The organism is Pseudomonas sp. S2_B10, from assembly GCF_054668425.1.
The window spans coordinates 2,887,919-2,904,672 of sequence record NZ_CP162768.1 but is presented as its reverse complement, the minus strand read 5'-3'; the positions used below and the strand labels follow the sequence as shown (position 1 = coordinate 2,904,672).

General features: G+C 61.3%; 13 protein-coding genes. 9 read left to right on the top strand and 4 right to left on the bottom strand.

Features of this window, described 5'->3' with window-relative positions; translation table 11 throughout:
• Nucleotides 1–128 precede the first annotated feature (128 nt).
• Nucleotides 129–1,313 carry a DUF3142 domain-containing protein gene (locus AB4O45_RS13085; RefSeq protein ID WP_460161476.1) on the top strand — a complete coding sequence of 395 codons (1,185 nt, stop codon included), beginning with the start codon at nucleotides 129–131 and terminating at the stop codon, nucleotides 1,311–1,313.
• A complete protein-coding gene (locus AB4O45_RS13080) occupies nucleotides 1,300–3,435 on the top strand; it encodes a hypothetical protein (protein ID WP_460161475.1) in 2,136 nt (711 codons plus the stop codon). Before AB4O45_RS13085 ends, AB4O45_RS13080 begins: the two co-directional genes overlap by 14 nt.
• Here AB4O45_RS13080 and AB4O45_RS13075 read toward each other — a convergent pair.
• The gene (locus AB4O45_RS13075; protein ID WP_460161474.1) at nucleotides 3,432–4,061 is read right to left on the bottom strand and encodes a LysE family translocator; all 630 of its coding nucleotides are present in this window, start codon (nucleotides 4,059–4,061) and stop codon (nucleotides 3,432–3,434) included. The genes AB4O45_RS13080 and AB4O45_RS13075 overlap by 4 nt on opposite strands.
• A gap of 146 nt (nucleotides 4,062–4,207) precedes the next feature.
• Here AB4O45_RS13075 and AB4O45_RS13070 point away from each other — a divergent pair, with 146 nt between their 5' ends.
• Entirely contained in the window at nucleotides 4,208–4,681 is a 474-nt protein-coding gene (locus AB4O45_RS13070; protein ID WP_056791036.1) for an Lrp/AsnC family transcriptional regulator, read from the top strand.
• A gap of 100 nt (nucleotides 4,682–4,781) precedes the next feature.
• Here the strand turns inward: AB4O45_RS13070 and lpdA are convergent, their stop codons facing one another.
• The gene (lpdA, locus tag AB4O45_RS13065) at nucleotides 4,782–6,182 is read right to left on the bottom strand and encodes a dihydrolipoyl dehydrogenase (protein ID WP_056791033.1); all 1,401 of its coding nucleotides are present in this window, start codon (nucleotides 6,180–6,182) and stop codon (nucleotides 4,782–4,784) included.
• A gap of 210 nt (nucleotides 6,183–6,392) precedes the next feature.
• On the opposite strand from lpdA, the gene hflK (AB4O45_RS13060) reads away from it, so the two are divergent.
• From hflK (AB4O45_RS13060) to cfaB, 5 genes are all read left to right on the top strand, one after another.
• A complete protein-coding gene (hflK, locus tag AB4O45_RS13060) occupies nucleotides 6,393–8,354 on the top strand; it encodes a protease modulator HflK (protein WP_460161473.1) in 1,962 nt (653 codons plus the stop codon).
• Nucleotides 8,351–9,379 (top strand): protease modulator HflC, encoded by a 1,029-nt coding sequence (hflC, locus tag AB4O45_RS13055; protein ID WP_460161472.1) that lies wholly within the window; start codon nucleotides 8,351–8,353, stop codon nucleotides 9,377–9,379. Before hflK (AB4O45_RS13060) ends, hflC begins: the two co-directional genes overlap by 4 nt.
• Nucleotides 9,376–10,425: a protease modulator HflK gene (gene hflK, locus AB4O45_RS13050; RefSeq protein ID WP_353187292.1), complete on the top strand. Its 1,050-nt coding sequence runs from the start codon at nucleotides 9,376–9,378 to the stop codon at nucleotides 10,423–10,425. Before hflC ends, hflK (AB4O45_RS13050) begins: the two co-directional genes overlap by 4 nt.
• Nucleotides 10,422–12,332, top strand: a complete 1,911-nt coding sequence (locus AB4O45_RS13045; protein ID WP_460094450.1) for a heavy metal translocating P-type ATPase — start codon at nucleotides 10,422–10,424, stop codon at nucleotides 12,330–12,332. Before hflK (AB4O45_RS13050) ends, AB4O45_RS13045 begins: the two co-directional genes overlap by 4 nt.
• 177 nt (nucleotides 12,333–12,509) lie before the next feature.
• Nucleotides 12,510–13,697, top strand: a complete 1,188-nt coding sequence (gene cfaB / locus AB4O45_RS13040) for a C17 cyclopropane fatty acid synthase CfaB (protein WP_095181188.1) — start codon at nucleotides 12,510–12,512, stop codon at nucleotides 13,695–13,697.
• 10 nt (nucleotides 13,698–13,707) lie between these two features.
• Here cfaB and cls read toward each other — a convergent pair whose 3' ends face one another.
• Nucleotides 13,708–15,147 (bottom strand): cardiolipin synthase, encoded by a 1,440-nt coding sequence (gene cls, locus AB4O45_RS13035; RefSeq protein WP_460161471.1) that lies wholly within the window; start codon nucleotides 15,145–15,147, stop codon nucleotides 13,708–13,710.
• Between the two features lie 131 nt (nucleotides 15,148–15,278).
• Here cls and AB4O45_RS13030 point away from each other — a divergent pair, with 131 nt between their 5' ends.
• A complete protein-coding gene (locus AB4O45_RS13030; protein ID WP_016772436.1) occupies nucleotides 15,279–15,797 on the top strand; it encodes a DUF3617 domain-containing protein in 519 nt (172 codons plus the stop codon).
• Nucleotides 15,798–15,878: 81 nt separating this feature from the next.
• On the opposite strand, the gene AB4O45_RS13025 is transcribed toward AB4O45_RS13030, so the two are convergent.
• On the bottom strand, nucleotides 15,879–16,754 hold the full coding sequence (locus tag AB4O45_RS13025; RefSeq protein ID WP_460161470.1) for a metal ABC transporter substrate-binding protein: 876 nt from the start codon (nucleotides 16,752–16,754) through the stop codon (nucleotides 15,879–15,881).

Genomic DNA, 16,754 nt, shown 5'->3' with positions numbered 1-16,754 from the left:
GCACGCTGCGATCTTTTGATCTGGAGTCTTGAAGCAAGATCAAAAGATCGCAGCCTCGTTTCACTCGTCAGCTCCTACACGGTTTTTGTGTAACCTTGCAGCCCTGTGGTTTCAGGGATTTTCAAGGTATGCGGTTGATTGTGTGTCTGTTCCTTGGCGTCTTGCTGGCAGGTTGCGAGCAACACGTCGCGCCGGCCCTCGACCAGCAACTCTACGTCTGGCAGCGCCAATGGACACCGGCGCATGAACCGGCATTGCGTGACAGTCGCGATGATTTCTCGACGCTGCGCGTACTGGCATTGCAGGCCTTTCCCGGCGAGCGGTGGAGCAGGGCGCGGGTTGATCCAGCCTTGTTGAGAGCCGATGGCCGGCCGTTGATTGCAGTGATTCGCCTTGATGGTCAGCTGCAATCACTGGACCAGCAGCAGGTCACCGCGCAGATTCTGCAAGTCATCGCCGATTGGCAGGCGCAGGGCCTCACGTTGAGCGGCGTCGAGATCGATCACGACGCCGGTACAGCACGGCTGCATGCGTATGCCCAATTGCTCAAAGATCTGCGCGCGACCTTGCCGCCATCGTTGCCTTTGAGCATCACCGCACTGCCGGCCTGGCTCGACAGCGCGCACTTGCCGGCGCTGTTGCAGAGCGTCGACAGCAGCGTGCTGCAAGTCCACGCCGTGAGCGATCCGCGACTGGGTCTTTTCGACGCCAGGCAGGCGTTGAAGTGGGCCAAGGCCTGGGCACATGTCAGCGACAAACCGTTCTATCTGGCGCTGCCGGCCTACGGCGTTGCGCTGTTGAGCGATGATGGTGGCGCGCCGGTAGTGGAAAGCGAAGTGCAACTGGAGCGCGGCGGGCAGCGCCGGGAATTGCTCGCCGATCCGCAGCAACTAAGCCAATTGGCCAAAACCTTGCGCGAGGATCCGCCTGAGCATCTGGCCGGGTTGATCTGGTTTCGCTTGCCGCTGACCAACGATCGTCGCGCCTGGAGCCTGACTACTTTGCGCGCCGTGGCGCGGGGCGATGGGCTGAACAGTCAGTTGCGCTTGTCATTCAAAGAGCAGGGTGGACTCTATGACATCCTGCTCGATAACCGCGGCAATCTCGACAGCCCGTGGCCCGCGCAAATTACGCTCAAGGCGCAGGATTGTGCAGGCGCTGATGCGCTCGCCGGTTACTCGTTGCAACAAAGTGCCAATCTGCTTACCTTCACCCGCCTGCGTGACGGCCGCTTGCCGGCGGGCGGGCAGCGCGCTGTCGGTTGGGCGCGTTGTGCACATATTGATCAAGGAGGTTCGCATGTTGACCCGTAACTGGCCCCGCCATCTGCTCTGCCTGAGCCTCAGCCTGCCGCTGGGTTCGGCGCTGGCCTGCGGCCCGGACTTCCCGATGCGCCTGCTCGACAACCGCGCGCAGACCTTGGCCGATTTGCCCGAGGGCAGCTTCAGCTTCGAAATCAGTCGCCTGGGTAAAACCATTGCCGGGCTGAAAAACGTCACCGCAGCGACCCATAACCCCAACGACTATTCCGAAGACAACGCGTCAGAGCTGGCCCGCGAACAGGCTGAGCAGGTGGGCCTGAGCGCTGAGCAATACGCGGTGGTCAAGCGCCTGCGTGGGCTCAGCGATGCGCGTCAGGCCGAGGAGCAGGGCGCCAGTCTGCCGGCGGAAATACGTTTGTACGTCGCCGGCGCGGTGGCCTTTGCCACCGGTGATCATCAATTGGCCAGTGAGTATTTCAACAAGGTGCTGGCCCTGCCGGCAGACCAGCGTCCGTTGCGCAGCACGTGGGCGGCGTATTCCCTCGGGCGCATTGCCTTCGCCATGAGCAACGGGGCGCACGACCGCATCGAAACGCTGGAGCAGGCGCGCGATGCCTTCCGCCAGGCACGGCAACTGAGCATCGACGGCTTCAGCGATCCGCTGGAACTGGGCGTTGCCAGCCTCGGTGAAGAGGCACGGGTGTTGCGCAGCGCGGGCGACTGGAGCGGCGCCATCGAACTGTACGAAGCACAGAACCTGCACGGTTCGGCCGTCGGTTACACCTCGCTCAAGCAACTGATGAACGAACTGGCCGAATTGCCGGAATCTCAGCTGGCCAAACTGCTGCAGCAGCCAGCAGTGCAGCAACTGGTCACGGCGTCGCTGGTCAGCCGTCAGGGCTGGTCTTTCGGTGAGCAGCCGCCGAATGAAAAGAAACTCGTCACACTCCTGCAAAACAGCACCCGTGGCAGCCTCGACAATGCCGATCGACTGGCGGCGATGAGTTATCAACAGGGCGACTACGCGTCTGCCAAGGCCTTTCTGGTAAACGCCGGGGACGGCGGACTGGCCTGGTGGCTGCGGGCAAAACTGGCAGTGCGTGAGGGCGACACGACTGCCGCCGCTGCCGCCTACGCCAAAGCCGCCCAGGCCTTTCCGCAGAATGAAGACTGGGGATATCGCCGCACGCCGGACTGGGCGTTTGAAACGGTGCAGCCCAAATGTCGGGTGGAAGGCGAAAGCGCGATCCTCGCGCTGCAACGCGGCGAATACCTGCAAGCATTCGTGCAGCTGTATCGCAGCAACAGCCTTTACTGGTTCGATGCCGCCACCGTTGCCGAGCGGGTGCTGACGGTCGATGAGCTCAAGCGGTACGTCGATGAGAACGTGCCGGCGCCGCCGCCATTGACGCAGCAGGAGCGCGATAACTATGTGCCGCTGTCGGTGGCCGCCAATCTGCGCAATCTGCTCGGTCGGCGCTTGCTGCGAGAAGGGCGATACGAGGAGGCGGTCGGTTATTTCGCCAGTGACGATCTGCAGCACAAGGCCCGGCTCTATGGCGAGCAACGGCTCAAGGCCGAGTCGGCGTGGTGGCCGAGCAAACGCGCCAGTGCGTTGTACAACGCCGCGTGGACAGCCCGGGAGTGGGGCATGGACATCCTCGGTTATGAGATGGCCCCTGATTACGCCACCTTCGGCGGCAATTACACGCTGGAGAGCACGAAGCTGGATGTCGGCCCGCTGATTTCCACGGCGGAAGTGCAGCGCCAGCAGGCCAGCGCCGCGCAACCGGATCAGCGTTATCACTATCGTTTTGTCGCCACGGCACTGGCCAGTCGCGCCGCCGATAACCTGCCGCACACCAGTCAGGCGTTTGCCGCCGTGTTGTGCAACGCGGCCGGCTGGAACAGCAGCCTTGAGGACCAGAGTGCGCTGTATCAGCGCTACGTCAAGGAAGGCCCTTATGTGCCGTGGGCGCAAGACTTCGGCAATCAATGCCCGTACCCGGACTTCGAAAATGCCGACAAGCGTTACGTTACCCAAGTGACCGATGCCGTGCGTGGGACGCTGCGGCCGTACAAGTGGCCGGTGCAGATCGGCGCGATCGTCGTAGTCGCGGCCATCGCGTTACTGCTGATCACCCGTCGTCAGCGCAAGGTACGCAAGGCTTAAGTCTGCTGAAGGAAGCTCAGGCGTACGGCGAAGCCAATCAACAGGCTGCCGAACAACCATTGCTGAACGCGCTGGGCGGTTGGACTGTGTTGCAGCCAACGGCCCAGTGCCGCGCCGGTCAGGGCAACCACGCTGTCGAACAGCAGACCTACGGCGACCAGCACCATGCCAAGCAAGGCAAACTGGCTCAGCACCGGCGCGCCGTGACTGACGATGAATTGCGGCAGCAGCACCGAGCAGAACAGCAACGCCTTGGGATTGAGTAGGTTGGTCAGCAAACCGCGACGGATCGCATCGCGCCACTGGCCGGGAACAGGTGCCTGCTCTTGGTTTTGCAGACGCGGTACCAGCGAGCTGCGCAAACACTGGATACCGATCCACAACAGATAGGCCGCGCCAGCGATGCGCACCACGTCAAAGGTCCACGGCGCCGTTTTGAACAGCGCCGCCAGCCCCAGTGCCGCCAAGGCAACGTGACAGGCGCGGGCGATGGCCAGGCCCAGTGCGGTGGCCAGCGCCGCACCGCGACCTTGCCGCGCACCGGTTTGCAATAGCAGGATCATGTCCGGTCCCGGCAGTAGCAGAACCACAGCCAGCGTCAGAATAAACAGCCAAAGACTTGCCACATCACACCCCGTTTTCGATGTCGATTTTCTCGCGCCAGTCTAGAGCGACACGGCAGGGCAGGTGCTTGCGTAGTCGGCTTCAATTGTTCACAGCTTTGGCATAACCTGCTGGTTTTCAACCGTCAGACTATCGGGATCTGCCAAAGATGAAACTCGACGCTTATGACCGCAAGATTCTCGCTGCGCTGCAGCGCAACGGCCGCCTGAGCAATGTCGAGCTGGCGGAACAAATCGGCCTGTCGGCCTCACCGTGTCTGCGCCGGGTGCGCATGCTGGAAGAGGCGGGGGTGATCCGAGGCTACCAGGCCAATCTGGATCGCGATGAAGTCGGGCTGGGGCTGACGGTGTTTGTCGGGGTCAAGGTCGAGCGGCACAACGAAGAACGCGCCGAGGCTTTTTATGCCGCCGTCACTGCACTGCCCGAGGTGGTCTCGGCGTTTCTGGTGTCCGGCGAATCGGACTTTTTGTTGCAGGTAGTGGTGCCTGACTTGCGCGCTTATGACCGCTTTGTCAGCGGCCATCTGCTCAAGCTTCCGGGTGTGAGCGATATTCGCAGCAACTTTGCCATTCACACGGTGAAAGCGCCGGGGGCGTTGCCGTTGGGGCATCTGCCGCTGTAGATCGGGTGGCGCCATTCGCGAGCAGGCTCGCTCCCACAGGGGGAACGCATTCCAAAGTGGGAGCGAGCCTGCTCGCGAAGACGGCGGCAAGGTTTGGAACCTACATCTGCGTCGCCATCCCCTCGACATTCATCGCTGCCTGCCGCAACGCTTCCGAACGCGTCGGGTGCGGATGGCAGGTCAGGGCAATGTCCTCGGCCGAGGCGCTGAACTCCATCGCCACACAGAACTCGCCGATCATCTCGCTCACGCTCGGCCCGACCAGATGCACGCCGAGCACTTCGTCCGTGCGCTCGTCGGCGAGGACTTTGGCAAAGCCTTCTGTTTCGTGATTGATCTTCGCCCGGCTGTTGGCGGTGAAGGGAAACTTGCCGACCTTGTAGGCGCGGCCCTCGGCCTTGAGCTGTTCTTCGGTCTGGCCGACGCTGGCCAGCTCCGGTTGGGTGTAGATGACGTTGGGGATCAGCGCGTAATTGACCTCGCCAGCCTTGCCGTGGATCTGCTCGACGCAGGCCATGGCCTCGTCTTCAGCCTTGTGCGCGAGCATCGGGCCGGACGTGACGTCGCCGATCACCCAGACCCCGGCGGCTTCGGTGCGATGTTGCTTGTTGGCGAGCATGCCGCGTTTGTCGGTACTGAGGCCGACGTTCTCCAGCCCCAGGCCCTGGGTGTACGGCCGGCGCCCGATGGCCACCAGCACATAGTCGGCTTCGATCAGCTCAGCCGTGCCACCGGCGGCAGGCTCGACGCTCAGATGCACGCCTGTGGCGGAGCTGGTGGCGCTGGTGACCTTCGAGCTCAGTTTGAAGGCAATGCCTTGTTTGCTCAGTGCGCGCTGCAAGGTCTTGCCGGCCTCGCCATCGACGCCGGGGCAGATCCGATCAAGGTATTCGACCACGGTGACCTGCGCGCCGAGTCGCCGCCACACCGAACCCAGCTCCAGGCCGATCACCCCGGCACCAATGACCACCAGATGTTTGGGTACTTCACTCAATGACAGCGCGCCGGTGGAATCGAGGATGCGCTGGTTGTCGATCTCGACGCCGGGCAGGGGAGTGGGCTCGGAACCAGTGGCAATAATGATGTCCTTGGCGCTGAGCTCGCTCTTGTTGCCTTGGGCGTCGGTCACCGTCACTTTGCCCGGGCCGTCGATATGGCCCCAACCCTTGATCCAGTCGACTTTGTTCTTGCGAAACAGAAACTCAATGCCCTTGGTCAGGCCGGCGACGCTTTCGTCCTTCTGCTTCATCATCTGCGCGAGGTTCAGCGTCGGTTTGACCTCGATGCCGAGATTGGCGAACTCTGTCCCCACCGCAGCGGCGTACAGCTCCGACGCGTGCAGCAAGGCTTTGGACGGCATGCAGCCGACGTTCAGGCAGGTGCCGCCGAGGGTTGCACGTCCTTCAACGCAAGCGGCCTTGAGCCCGAGCTGGCCGGCGCGGATCGCCGCGTTATAACCGCCGGGGCCGCCGCCCAGAATCACTACGTCATAGTTGCTCATGCGCTTGCTCCAGATTGCTCGATGGGGATAGCCAAGATTAGTCGCGATAAAAATTATGTACGTAATATGAGCTTCGTCGAACATTTCGGTCAAGGCTTCAGGCAAGCGACAGCTGCGGCATCTTTGAATAGAAGCAATTGTGTACGAATATTTCACAGTGTCCGTTATATCGTAACGCTATGAACGCTGAGCCTACATTTTCGGGGTGTTATGCAAGTCGATCTTGAGTTGGACGCCACGCCAGTCACCGGGCTGCCGCGCTTTCAGCAGGCAGCCGTACAGTCACGCAAATTGCGTCGGTTGGCGTATGGACTCGGTGCAGTGGCCGCGTCGGGCTGGGTGCTGGCGTTTTTCGTCGGCCTGTTTGCGCCGCAGTCCCTGTGGTTACCGTCATTGGTCAATCAGAACGCGGCGTTGCTGGTGCTCGTCGCCGGTCTGCAATCGGCCTGGTGGGTGACGCAATGGCGCGCGCGGGTGATGCATGCGCCCGCTTCGCAATCGACCGTCGTGGAAGAGGGCGGCGCAGCCGAGGGCTGGTACGAAAGGCTTCTGGAGCGCTTGAGTCAGCAGAGCCGCCATCTGCTTGGACAAATCGGTGCGCCGACGTTGTGGCTCGGCGGTTGGGCGTTGCTGGTTCTGCTTGGTATTGAGCAGGTGTGGAATCTCACGTTGCCTGCGGCGGCCTTGGGGCTGTCGGCGAGCATCGGTGCGGCATTGGCGTTGTTGCTGGCGTTTGCCCTCTTGGTGCTGGAGCGGCAACTGGCGCAGGTACCGCCGGCGCAATGGCCGGAAGCGGCTGCGCTGGCACAACTGACCCGGGCGGTGATCATCACCCTGTTGATCGGTGCGCTGTGTCTGTTGTTTGCCAGCGAAGACGCAGTCTGGCCGGCGCGTGTTGCGGTATTCAGCGCAATCCTGCCGATGTTGGTTGCCATCGAACTGTTATTGCGCGCGGTGCTGTCTGTTTTCAGCCCGCGCCGCGAACAACTCGAACCGACCCTGCTGGCGCGCAGTTTTATCGCCGATATGCTGCGTTGGCCGCCGCAGCCGTGGCTGGCGTTACAGCATGAAATGCACAACCGTTTCGGCATCGATTTGCGCCAGATCTGGGCCTTCAGTTACATGCGCCGGGCGTTGTTGCCGGTGTTGGCAGTGGTCGCCCTTAGCGGTTGGCTGCTGACCGGCGTACATGAAATTCCCCTGCAAGGTCGCGGCATCTACGAGCGCTTCGGTAAACCGGTACAGGTTTTCGGCCCGGGTTTGCATAGCGGGTTGCCTTGGCCATTGGGGCGTGTGATCTCCGTTGAAAACGGCGTGGTCCATGAACTGGCAACCAGTGTCGGCGACAAGCCAATCGCCGTGCAGTCCGACTCCGCTGAAGGCCCGGCGCCGCTGACCGCCAACCGTTTGTGGGACGCCAGCCATGTCAATGACAAATCCCAGGTCATCGCCAGCAGCCGCGGCGCGCAACAGGGCCTGCAAATCGTCAACATGGACGTGCGCTTCGTTTATCGCATCGGTTTGAACGACGAGGCGGCACTCGCCGCGACTTATAACAGCGCCGATGTACCGACGCTGATTCGCAGCACCGCCAGCCGCATCCTGGTTCACGATTTTGCCTCGCGCACCCTCGACGGTCTGCTCGGCGACGACAGGGCAGGGCTGGCCGAGGAAATCGGTCGCTCGGTGCAAAGCGATCTGAACAGATTGAACAGTGGCGTGGAGATCCTTGCCACAGTCGTCGAAGCGATTCATCCACCGGCCGGCGCGGCGAATGCCTATCACAGTGTGCAAGCGGCGCAGATCGGCGCGCAGGCGTTGATCGCTCGCGAACGCGGGGCGGCTGCGCAGGCCACTAACGAGGCGCAGTTGCAGGCGAGCGCGGCGCGGGATCAGGCAATGGCAAACGCGCGGGAGATCAACGCCGCTGCGCAAACCGCCGACCTGAAGTTCAGCGCTGAACAGAAAGCTTTCGCCAGTGCTGGCCAGGCGTTCGTGCTGGAGCAATACCTCAGCCAGCTCAGTCAGGGCTTGAGTAAAGGCAGGTTGCTGGTGCTCGACCATCGACTTGGCGGGAGCGCAAATGCGCCAACCATCGATCTGCGTACTTTCGCACTGCCGACTGATCCGTCGTCCCCCCGCACCACCGCTCAACCAGGAGCCACCCATTGAGCCAGTCGCCTGTTCATGACGTTCACGACCACAGCGGCCACGACCACGGCCACGGCGGGCATCACCATCATCATCACGGCGAGGTGCCAGAAGCCGGACCAATTCCATGGCGGCGTGTGGCCTGGGCTGCGTTGCTGGTGGCGTTTGCCATTGCCGCCGCGAGTCTGGTGCAGGTGCGCTCCGGCGAAGCCACGGTCATCACGCGTTTCGGAAATCCGTCGCGGGTATTGCTTGATCCCGGTTTGAGCTGGCGCTGGCCTGCGCCGTTCGAAGCGGCGATTCCAGTGGACTTGCGTCTACGTACCACCTCAAGTGGTTTGCAGGACGTCGGCACCAAGGACGGTTTGCGCATCATCGTTCAGGCCTACGTGGCGTGGCAGGTGCAGGGTGATCCTGAACATGTGCAGCGTTTCATGCGTGCCGTGCAGAATCAGCCGGATGAAGCGGCGCGGCAGATTCGCACCTTTGTCGGCTCGGCACTGGAGACCACGGCCAGCAGTTTCGATCTGGCCAATCTGGTCAACACTGATGCCAAACAAGTACGCATCGGCGATTTTGAAGCGCAGTTGCGTCAGCAGATTGACCAACAGTTGCTCGCCACTTATGGCGTGCGCGTGGTGCAGGTCGGTATCGAGCGGCTGACTTTGCCCTCGGTCACGCTCAGTGCAACCGTCGATCGCATGCGCGCCGAGCGTGAAACCATTGCTACCGAACGTACAGCGATCGGCAAACGCGAAGCGGCGCAAATTCGCTCCGCCGCCGAGCGCGATGCGCGAATCGTCCAGGCTGATGCAACGGTGAAAGCCGCTGACATTGAAGCGCAATCGCGAGTCGAGGCTGCGCAGATTTATGGGCGCGCCTACGCCAGCTCGCCGCAGCTTTACAATCTGCTGCGCTCGCTCGATACCCTCGGCACCATTGTCACACCGGAAACCAAACTGATTCTGCGCACCGATGCTGCGCCGTTCCGTGTGTTGGTCGACGGCCCACCGACTCTCGACAACAAAGCCGGATCGCAACCATGAGCGAAGAAGTTCCACGTGGAACACATGCGTTGAACAGTCCGTGGATTCAGGCCGGCCGTCTGACCTTCATCGCCTTGTATGCGATCACTGTTTTGGCCGCATTAGCATGGGCGGTCTCGAATGTCCGGCAGATTGATCCGCAAAACCGCGCAGTAGTACTGCACTTTGGCGCGCTTGATCGCGTTCAGAATGCCGGGCTGTTATGGGCGTGGCCGCAACCCTTTGAGCAGGTGATTCTGTTGCCGGCGGCTGATCGGGTGATCGAGCGTCGAGTGGAAAATCTGTTGCGCAGTGACGAGGCGCTGAAGGCTGACCGGGTGGCGTCCTTCGCTACGCCATTGAGCGATGCACTTGCCGGGTCTGGTTATTTATTGACCGGTGACGCCGGCGTAGTGCAACTGGACGTGCGAGTGTTTTACCAAGTCTCCGATCCCTATGCGTTCGTGTTACAGGGTGAACATGTGCTACCGGCGCTCGATCGGTTGGTGACGCGCAGCGCCGTGGCCCTGACCGCCGCGCGAGACCTCGACACCATTCTGGTCGCTCGCCCGGAATTGATCGGCGCCGACAATCAGGCAGCCGAGCGCCGTGAGCGATTGCGCGGTGATCTGGTGCAAGGCATCAACGCGCGTCTCGCTGAACTGAAGGCGAGCGGGCAGGGCATCGGTATCGAGGTGTCGCGGGTCGATGTGCAATCGAGTCTGCCGGAGCCAGCGATCACTGCCTTCAATGCGGTTCTGACGGCCAGTCAGCAGGCTGACAAAGCAGTGGCTAACGCGCGCACCGATGCCGAGAAACTTGCCCAGTCCGCCAACGAACAGGCAGACCGCACGCTCCAGGTGGCTCACGCGCAGGCAGGCGAGCGTCTTGCAAAAGCCTCGACCGATACTGCAACCGTCACGAGTCTGGCCACATCTACCGACCCGCAAATGCTCCTGCGTCTGTATCGCGAGCGCATACCGAAGATCCTCGGTCAGGCCGGCTCGGTCACCACCGTCAATCCGAAAGACGATTCCCGGTTGATCATTCAAGGAGCCACTCAATGACCGCGACCACCGCTGCTCCAAGTCTGTTGTCCTCGGCCGAACAACGTCGCGCCGCGCGCCAATTGACCCTGGCGATGCTTGCGCTCGGGCTGCTGGGTCTGGGGCTGGTCTGGCGCTGGACACTCCCGGAGCAAATCGGTGTCAGCCAACTGCTGCTCGGTTTCGCTTCTCTGCTCGTAGCGGTTCCGGTGATGCGATCGGCCTGGTACAGCCTGCGTTATCCAAGCCTGCACGGCATCACCGATCAATTGATTGCGCTGGCCATGCTCGGTGCCTGGGCGACCGGTGATCTGCTCACCGCGGCGTTGTTGCCAATCATCATGATCTTCGGCCATGTGCTCGAGGAGCGCAGCGTCATCGGTTCCCAAGAAGCAATTAATGCGCTTGGCCAGTTGACCCGCAGCCATGCGCGCAAGCTGCAAGCGGACGGTTCGATCATCGAAGTGGACAACCGCACGCTCAGTGCTGGCGATATTGTCGAGGTGCGGGCCGGTGATCGGGTGCCGGCCGACGGTCGGGTATTGTCCGGCCAGGCGAGTCTCGATACGGCGTCGATTACCGGTGAATCGGTACCGGTGGAAGCGGGCGTCGGCATGATGGTGTTCGGCGGCGCGATCAACCTCGATGGATTGCTGCGCGTCGAAGTCACCCGCATCGGCGACGAATCCACCTTGGGCAAAGTCATCGCCCTGATGCAAAACGCCGAGCGCTCGAAACCGCCGATCACGCGATTGCTCGAACGCTATGCCGGCAGCTACATGGTGCTGGTCTTGTTGCTGGCGGCGGTGACCTGGTTCGTCACCCATGATGCACAGGCGATGCTCGCGGTGGTGGTGGCGGCGTGTCCGTGTGCGTTGGTGCTGTCGGCGCCGGCCACGGCGATTGCCGGTGTCGCCGTCGCCGCGCGCCACGGGATTCTGATTCGCAGCTCGGCGTTCCTCGAAGAACTCGCCGATCTGACCTCACTGGTGGTCGACAAGACCGGCACGCTGACTTACGGCACGTTGCGTTTGCAGTCGATCGACAGCCTCAGTGTGGACACCAAAGAAGTGCAGGCGCTGGCCGCCAGTCTTGGCGCGGCGAGCAGTCATCCGGTGAGCCGGGCACTCGCCGGGATGGCCGATCAGGAAGCCTATTGGCCTCTGACCAACATCCATGAGCGCCAAGGCTTGGGCGTAGTGGCGACGACAGAGAAGGGCGAAGCTGCGCTCGGTCGTCCAGAGTTGTTCGCGCAACTGGGCATCACAACGCCCCTCGTTCCTGAACACGATGGCCCGATTGCCGGCCTGGCTTTGAACGGTGAATTCCTCGCCTGGCTGCTGCTAGCAGACAGCATCAAACCCGAAGCGCGCTTTGCCTTGAGCGAATTGCGCGAACTGGGGCTGGGACGCCAACTCCTGCTGACGGGGGATCGTCAGAGCGTCGCGCGAACCTTGGCGCAGGAAGTCGGGCTGAATGAAATCCAGGCGCAAGCGCTCCCGGAGGACAAACTCAATCGCGTGCTCAAGGAAATCGATCACGGCTTCCGCCCGATGGTGGTCGGTGACGGCATCAACGATTCACTCGCGCTCAAGGCCGGCGTGGTCGGCGTGGCGATGGGCGCTGGCGGAGCCGATATTGCGCTGGCTTCAGCGGACATTGTGTTGATCGGCAGCGATTTGCGCCGCCTCGGTACCTGCGTGCGCTTGAGTCGTCAGTGCCGGCGTACTTTGCAGGTCAATGTGATCATCGGTCTGGGCTGGACCCTGGCGATCGTGGTCTTCGCGGCTTTCGGTTGGCTTGGCGCGGCCGGGGCGATGATCGCGGCGCTGCTGCATAACCTGAGTACCTTGTTGGTGTTGGGCAACGCCGGACGTTTGCTGCGCTTTCAGGAGCCATTGCTCCGGCTCGACCCTCAGGCTAAATGAAAGAAAATTCATCGAACCGCCGAGTGCACAGGCAGTCATCTATCGTAAGGCACGCCGCCTGTGGCGTTCAGCCGATGTGCCGATCACGATAGACAAGGCCGATCGAATCGATAGCCTGCTATTTTTCAAGGTTGGTCTACCCTCAGATCAGACGTCTGAAACAAGGGGGGATTTTCCATGCTTGCGCAACTTCCACCGGCCTTACAGAATCTGCAGTTACCGCTTCGCCTGCGACTCTGGGACGGCCACGAGTTCAATCTGGGGCCGACGCCCAGCGTAACCATCGTGGTCAAGGACCCGCAGATGGTCACTCAATTCACCCACCCAAGCCTGGATGCGCTGGGTGCGGCGTTCGTCGAAGGCAAACTGGAACTGGAGGGCTCGATCAGCGAGGTCATCCGGGTTTGCGATGAGTTGAGCAATGCGCTGCTCGACGAAGACGAAGACAGTCAGCCGGTGCGCGCGCAACACGACAAGGACACCGACGCCAAAGCCATCTCCTATCATTACGACCTGTCGAATGCCTTTTATCAGCTGTGGCTGGACAGCGACATGGCGTATTCCTGTGCCTATTTCGAAACCGGCAGCGAAACCCTCGAACAGGCTCAGCAAGCCAAATTCCGCCATCTGTGCCGCAAGCTGCGCTTGCAGCCGGGCGAATATTTGCTGGATGTCGGTTGTGGTTGGGGCGGTCTGGCGCGGTATGCGGCGCGAGAGTTTGGCGTCAAAGTGTTCGGTATTACCTTGAGCAAGGAACAATTGGCCCTGGCGCAGGAGCGAGTCAAAGCCGAAGGGCTGGACGATCAGGTCGAACTGCAATTGCTCGACTATCGCGATTTGCCCCAGGACGGCCGCTTCGACAAGGTTGTCAGCGTCGGCATGTTCGAACACGTCGGACACGCCAATCTCGCCGAATACTGCAAAACCCTGTTTGGTGCGGTGAAGGAGGGCGGCCTGGTAATGAACCACGGCATTACCGCCAAGCACACCGACGGCCGCCCGGTTGGACGCGGCGCAGGCAACTTCATCGAAAAATACGTGTTTCCCAACGGCGAGTTACCGCATCTGGCGATGATCTCTGCCGAAATCAGTGAAGCGGGACTGGAAATTGTCGATGTCGAAAGCCTGCGCCTGCACTACGCGCGCACGCTCGATCACTGGAGCGAGCGACTGGAGGACAACCTCGAAGCTGCGGCGAAACTGGTGCCTGAGCAAGCACTGCGTATCTGGCGTCTGTATCTGGCCGGTTGCGCTTATGCCTTCGCGCGGGGTTGGATCAATCTGCATCAGATCCTCGCTGTGAAAGCGCATCCGGATGGCAGCCACGAACTGCCTTGGACCCGCGACGACATCTACCACCCCTGAAGCGGGGCGCTCAGAGAATCGGCGAAATCAGCCGGGCGATCCGCATGCCGACCTGTTGCAGGCGGTGGATCTCCCGGCTTTCTTCTTTGGCCACCTCATCGGCCTGGGCGAAATCGTCATTGAGCATGTGTTCCACAGCAGCGGCGAACTCGCTGTCGACGGTCAGCAACATCACTTCGAAATTCAGGCGGAACGAGCGATTGTCCAGGTTGGCGCTGCCGATGGCGCTGATTTCGCTGTCGATCAACACCACTTTCTGGTGCAGAAAACCCGGTCGATAACGGAACACCCTAACGCCGGCCCGTACCGCTTCAAAGGCATACAGGCTTGAGGCGGCGTAGACAATGCGGTGATCAGGCCGTGACGGCAAAAGCAGGCGCACATCGACACCACGCAATACCGCCAGCCTCAATGCCGCGAATACCGCTTCGTCCGGGACAAAGTACGGGCTGGTGATCCATACGCGTTGCGTTGCTGCGTGGATGGCTTCGACGAAAAACAGCGAGCAGGTTTCGTAGGCGTCCGCCGGGCCGCTGGCGAGCAATTGGCAAAGCACGCCATCCTCCGGGTACGTATCCGGCAGGATCAACGGCGGCAGAGTACGAGCAGCCCAGAACCAGTCTTCGGCGAAGGATTCCTGCATGCAGGCTACCACCGGCCCGCGGACTTTGACGTGGGTGTCACGCCATGGCGCCAGCGGTGGTTTCTCACCCATGTATTCATCGCCGACGTTATGCCCGCCGACAAACCCGACTACGCCATCGACCACGACGATTTTGCGGTGGTTGCGGAAATTGACCTGAAAGCGGTTGAGCCAGCCACTGCGCGTGGCAAAGGCTTTGACCTCGACGCCGGCATCACGCAGCGCCTGCACGTAATGATGGGGCAAGGCATGGCTGCCGATGCGGTCGTAAAGCAAATGAATTGATACGCCTTCGGCGGCTTTCTTCAACAGCAAATCACGCAAGCGCTGGCCGAGCCGATCGTCGTGAATGATGAAGAACTGGATCAGCACGGCTTCCTTCGCTTGTTCGATCGCCTGAAAAATCGCATCGAAGGTCGCGGTGCCGTTCACCAGCAGTTGCACCTCGTTGTTCGCCAGGCACGGCATGCGCCCCAGTTTCGGCATCGCGCGCAATGAGGCGTAGGCGCTCGAAGCGCGAGCGGCCAGAGCCTCCTCCACCCATGGACGCCAGTTCAGTTCTGAAATGGCCAGGCGCATCTGCTCGTTGGCCTGGCGCCGGGCCTTGATGTAGCCATCGAAGGTACTGCGACCAAAGACCAGATACGGAATAAGCGTGAAGTAGGGAATGAAGATCAACGACAATGCCCAGGCGATCGAGCCTTGCGCTGTGCGCACGGTGAGCACCGCATGGATCGCAGCGATCGAACCGAGTGTGTGCAACAGGGCGATCAGGTAACCGAAAATGTGCGGTCCGAAAAAATCCATGGGGCAGCCTTGCTCCGCGAGATGCAATGCTTAACAGACCATGTTCTGCGGCGAATGTCTCTATTTAATCGGCGCATGAACCGACACAATCGGCCGGCGTCTAACGGCCACAACTGATCAGGAGTTACTCGATGAACGTTCGTCTGCTGGGTTTGGCGCTGGGCCTGGGTTTGGCATTACCGGTGGTTGCGCAGGCACAAATGCTGCAGCCGGGGTTGTGGGAAATGTCTTCGAGCAATCTGAAGGTCGATGATCAGGCCATGGACGTGCAATCGATCCTTGGCCAGATTCAAGGCCAGATCACCCCGCAGCAGCGCGCTGCGCTCGAGAAAAACGGCATCAATATTGGCGGCAAGGGGATCCGTGCCTGCCTGACGCCGCAGCAGGTGGCAACCAACGATATCCCGCTGGCCGATCCGCAATCGGGCTGCAAACAGCAGATCACCGAGCGCACCGGCAACCAGTGGAAATTCCGCTTCAGCTGCCCGAAAGCCCAAGGTACCGGCGTGGCGACATTCCTCAGTGACCGCGAATTCACCACCGTCGCCAATGGCACCTTCAACGCCATCGGCATCAATCAGAAGGGCAGCCTGGAAACCCGGGCAGTGTGGCTCGGCCAGGATTGCGGTACGGTAAAACCCCGCGCTTAAAACCTCCGACTCCCACAGCTGGAACCCATTCCAACTGTGGGAGCGAGCGTGCTCGCGAATAGATCGGAAGTTCGCCTCAAGTCATGGCTGACTCAACGCCTTGTACAACGTATTGAGGTTGTATTCGAACAGCCCGGTAAAGGTGCTCGCCGGTCCACTCGCCGCCAGCGCATCCGAGTACAGCGTGCCGCCAATGTGCGCGCCGCTTTCATCCGCGATCTGCTTGAGCAGGCGCGCGTCCTTGATGTTTTCCATGAACACCGCTTTGACCTTGGCTTGGCGAATCTGCGTGATCAGCGCAGCCACTTCGGCGGCTGACGGCTCGCGTTCGGTGGACAAACCCTGTGACGCGATAAAGTCGATGCCATAGGCCTGTCCCAGATAGCCAAAGGCATCGTGGCTGGTGACGATCTTGCGATTACCCGGCGGCAGCGCGCCGAGTTTGTTTTTGGCTTCGGCGAGCAGGGCATAGATCTGCTTGAGGTAGGTCTGGCTGTTGCGCTCGTAGTCAGGCTTGTTGGCCCGGTCGGCGGCGATCAGCGCCTTGGTGATGTTGGCGACGTACAACTCAGCGTTCGCCAGATTGTGCCAGGCGTGTGGATCCGCAACAGTCTCGCCGTCTTCATCGAGCGAACGTGGAATCACCCCGCGACTGGCGCTGATCACCGTCGCCTTGCTGTCGGTGCTGGTCACCAGGCGATCCAGCCAAGGTTCGAAACCCAGGCCGTTCTTGATGATCACTTTGGCTTTGAGCAGCGCCTTGGCATCGTCCGGTGTCGGCTCGTAGGTGTGCGCATCGGCGTCCGCGCCGACCATGTTGGTAATCTGCACGTGCTCGCCGCCGACCTGATGAACCATGTCGGCAAGGATGCTGAAGCTGGTGACCACCGGCAGTTTTTCGGCGGCCGACAAGGACATCGACAGCATCAGGCTGAACAGCACAAGTAGAGCGCGCAT

What these genes read in the sequence shown, in the direction of transcription:
- AB4O45_RS13085 (WP_460161476.1), top strand. Translation starts at nt 129, where the DNA reads ATGCGGTTGATTGTGTGTCTGTTCCTTGGCGTCTTGCTGGCAGGTTGC.
- AB4O45_RS13080 (WP_460161475.1), top strand. Translation starts at nt 1,300, where the DNA reads ATGTTGACCCGTAACTGGCCCCGCCATCTGCTCTGCCTGAGCCTCAGC.
- AB4O45_RS13070 (WP_056791036.1), top strand. Translation starts at nt 4,208, where the DNA reads ATGAAACTCGACGCTTATGACCGCAAGATTCTCGCTGCGCTGCAGCGC.
- lpdA (WP_056791033.1), bottom strand. Translation starts at nt 6,182, where the DNA reads ATGAGCAACTATGACGTAGTGATTCTGGGCGGCGGCCCCGGCGGTTAT.
- hflK (WP_460161473.1), top strand. Translation starts at nt 6,393, where the DNA reads ATGCAAGTCGATCTTGAGTTGGACGCCACGCCAGTCACCGGGCTGCCG.
- hflK (WP_353187292.1), top strand. Translation starts at nt 9,376, where the DNA reads ATGAGCGAAGAAGTTCCACGTGGAACACATGCGTTGAACAGTCCGTGG.
- AB4O45_RS13045 (WP_460094450.1), top strand. Translation starts at nt 10,422, where the DNA reads ATGACCGCGACCACCGCTGCTCCAAGTCTGTTGTCCTCGGCCGAACAA.
- cfaB (WP_095181188.1), top strand. Translation starts at nt 12,510, where the DNA reads ATGCTTGCGCAACTTCCACCGGCCTTACAGAATCTGCAGTTACCGCTT.
- cls (WP_460161471.1), bottom strand. Translation starts at nt 15,147, where the DNA reads ATGGATTTTTTCGGACCGCACATTTTCGGTTACCTGATCGCCCTGTTG.
- AB4O45_RS13030 (WP_016772436.1), top strand. Translation starts at nt 15,279, where the DNA reads ATGAACGTTCGTCTGCTGGGTTTGGCGCTGGGCCTGGGTTTGGCATTA.
- AB4O45_RS13025 (WP_460161470.1), bottom strand. Translation starts at nt 16,754, where the DNA reads ATGCGCGCTCTACTTGTGCTGTTCAGCCTGATGCTGTCGATGTCCTTG.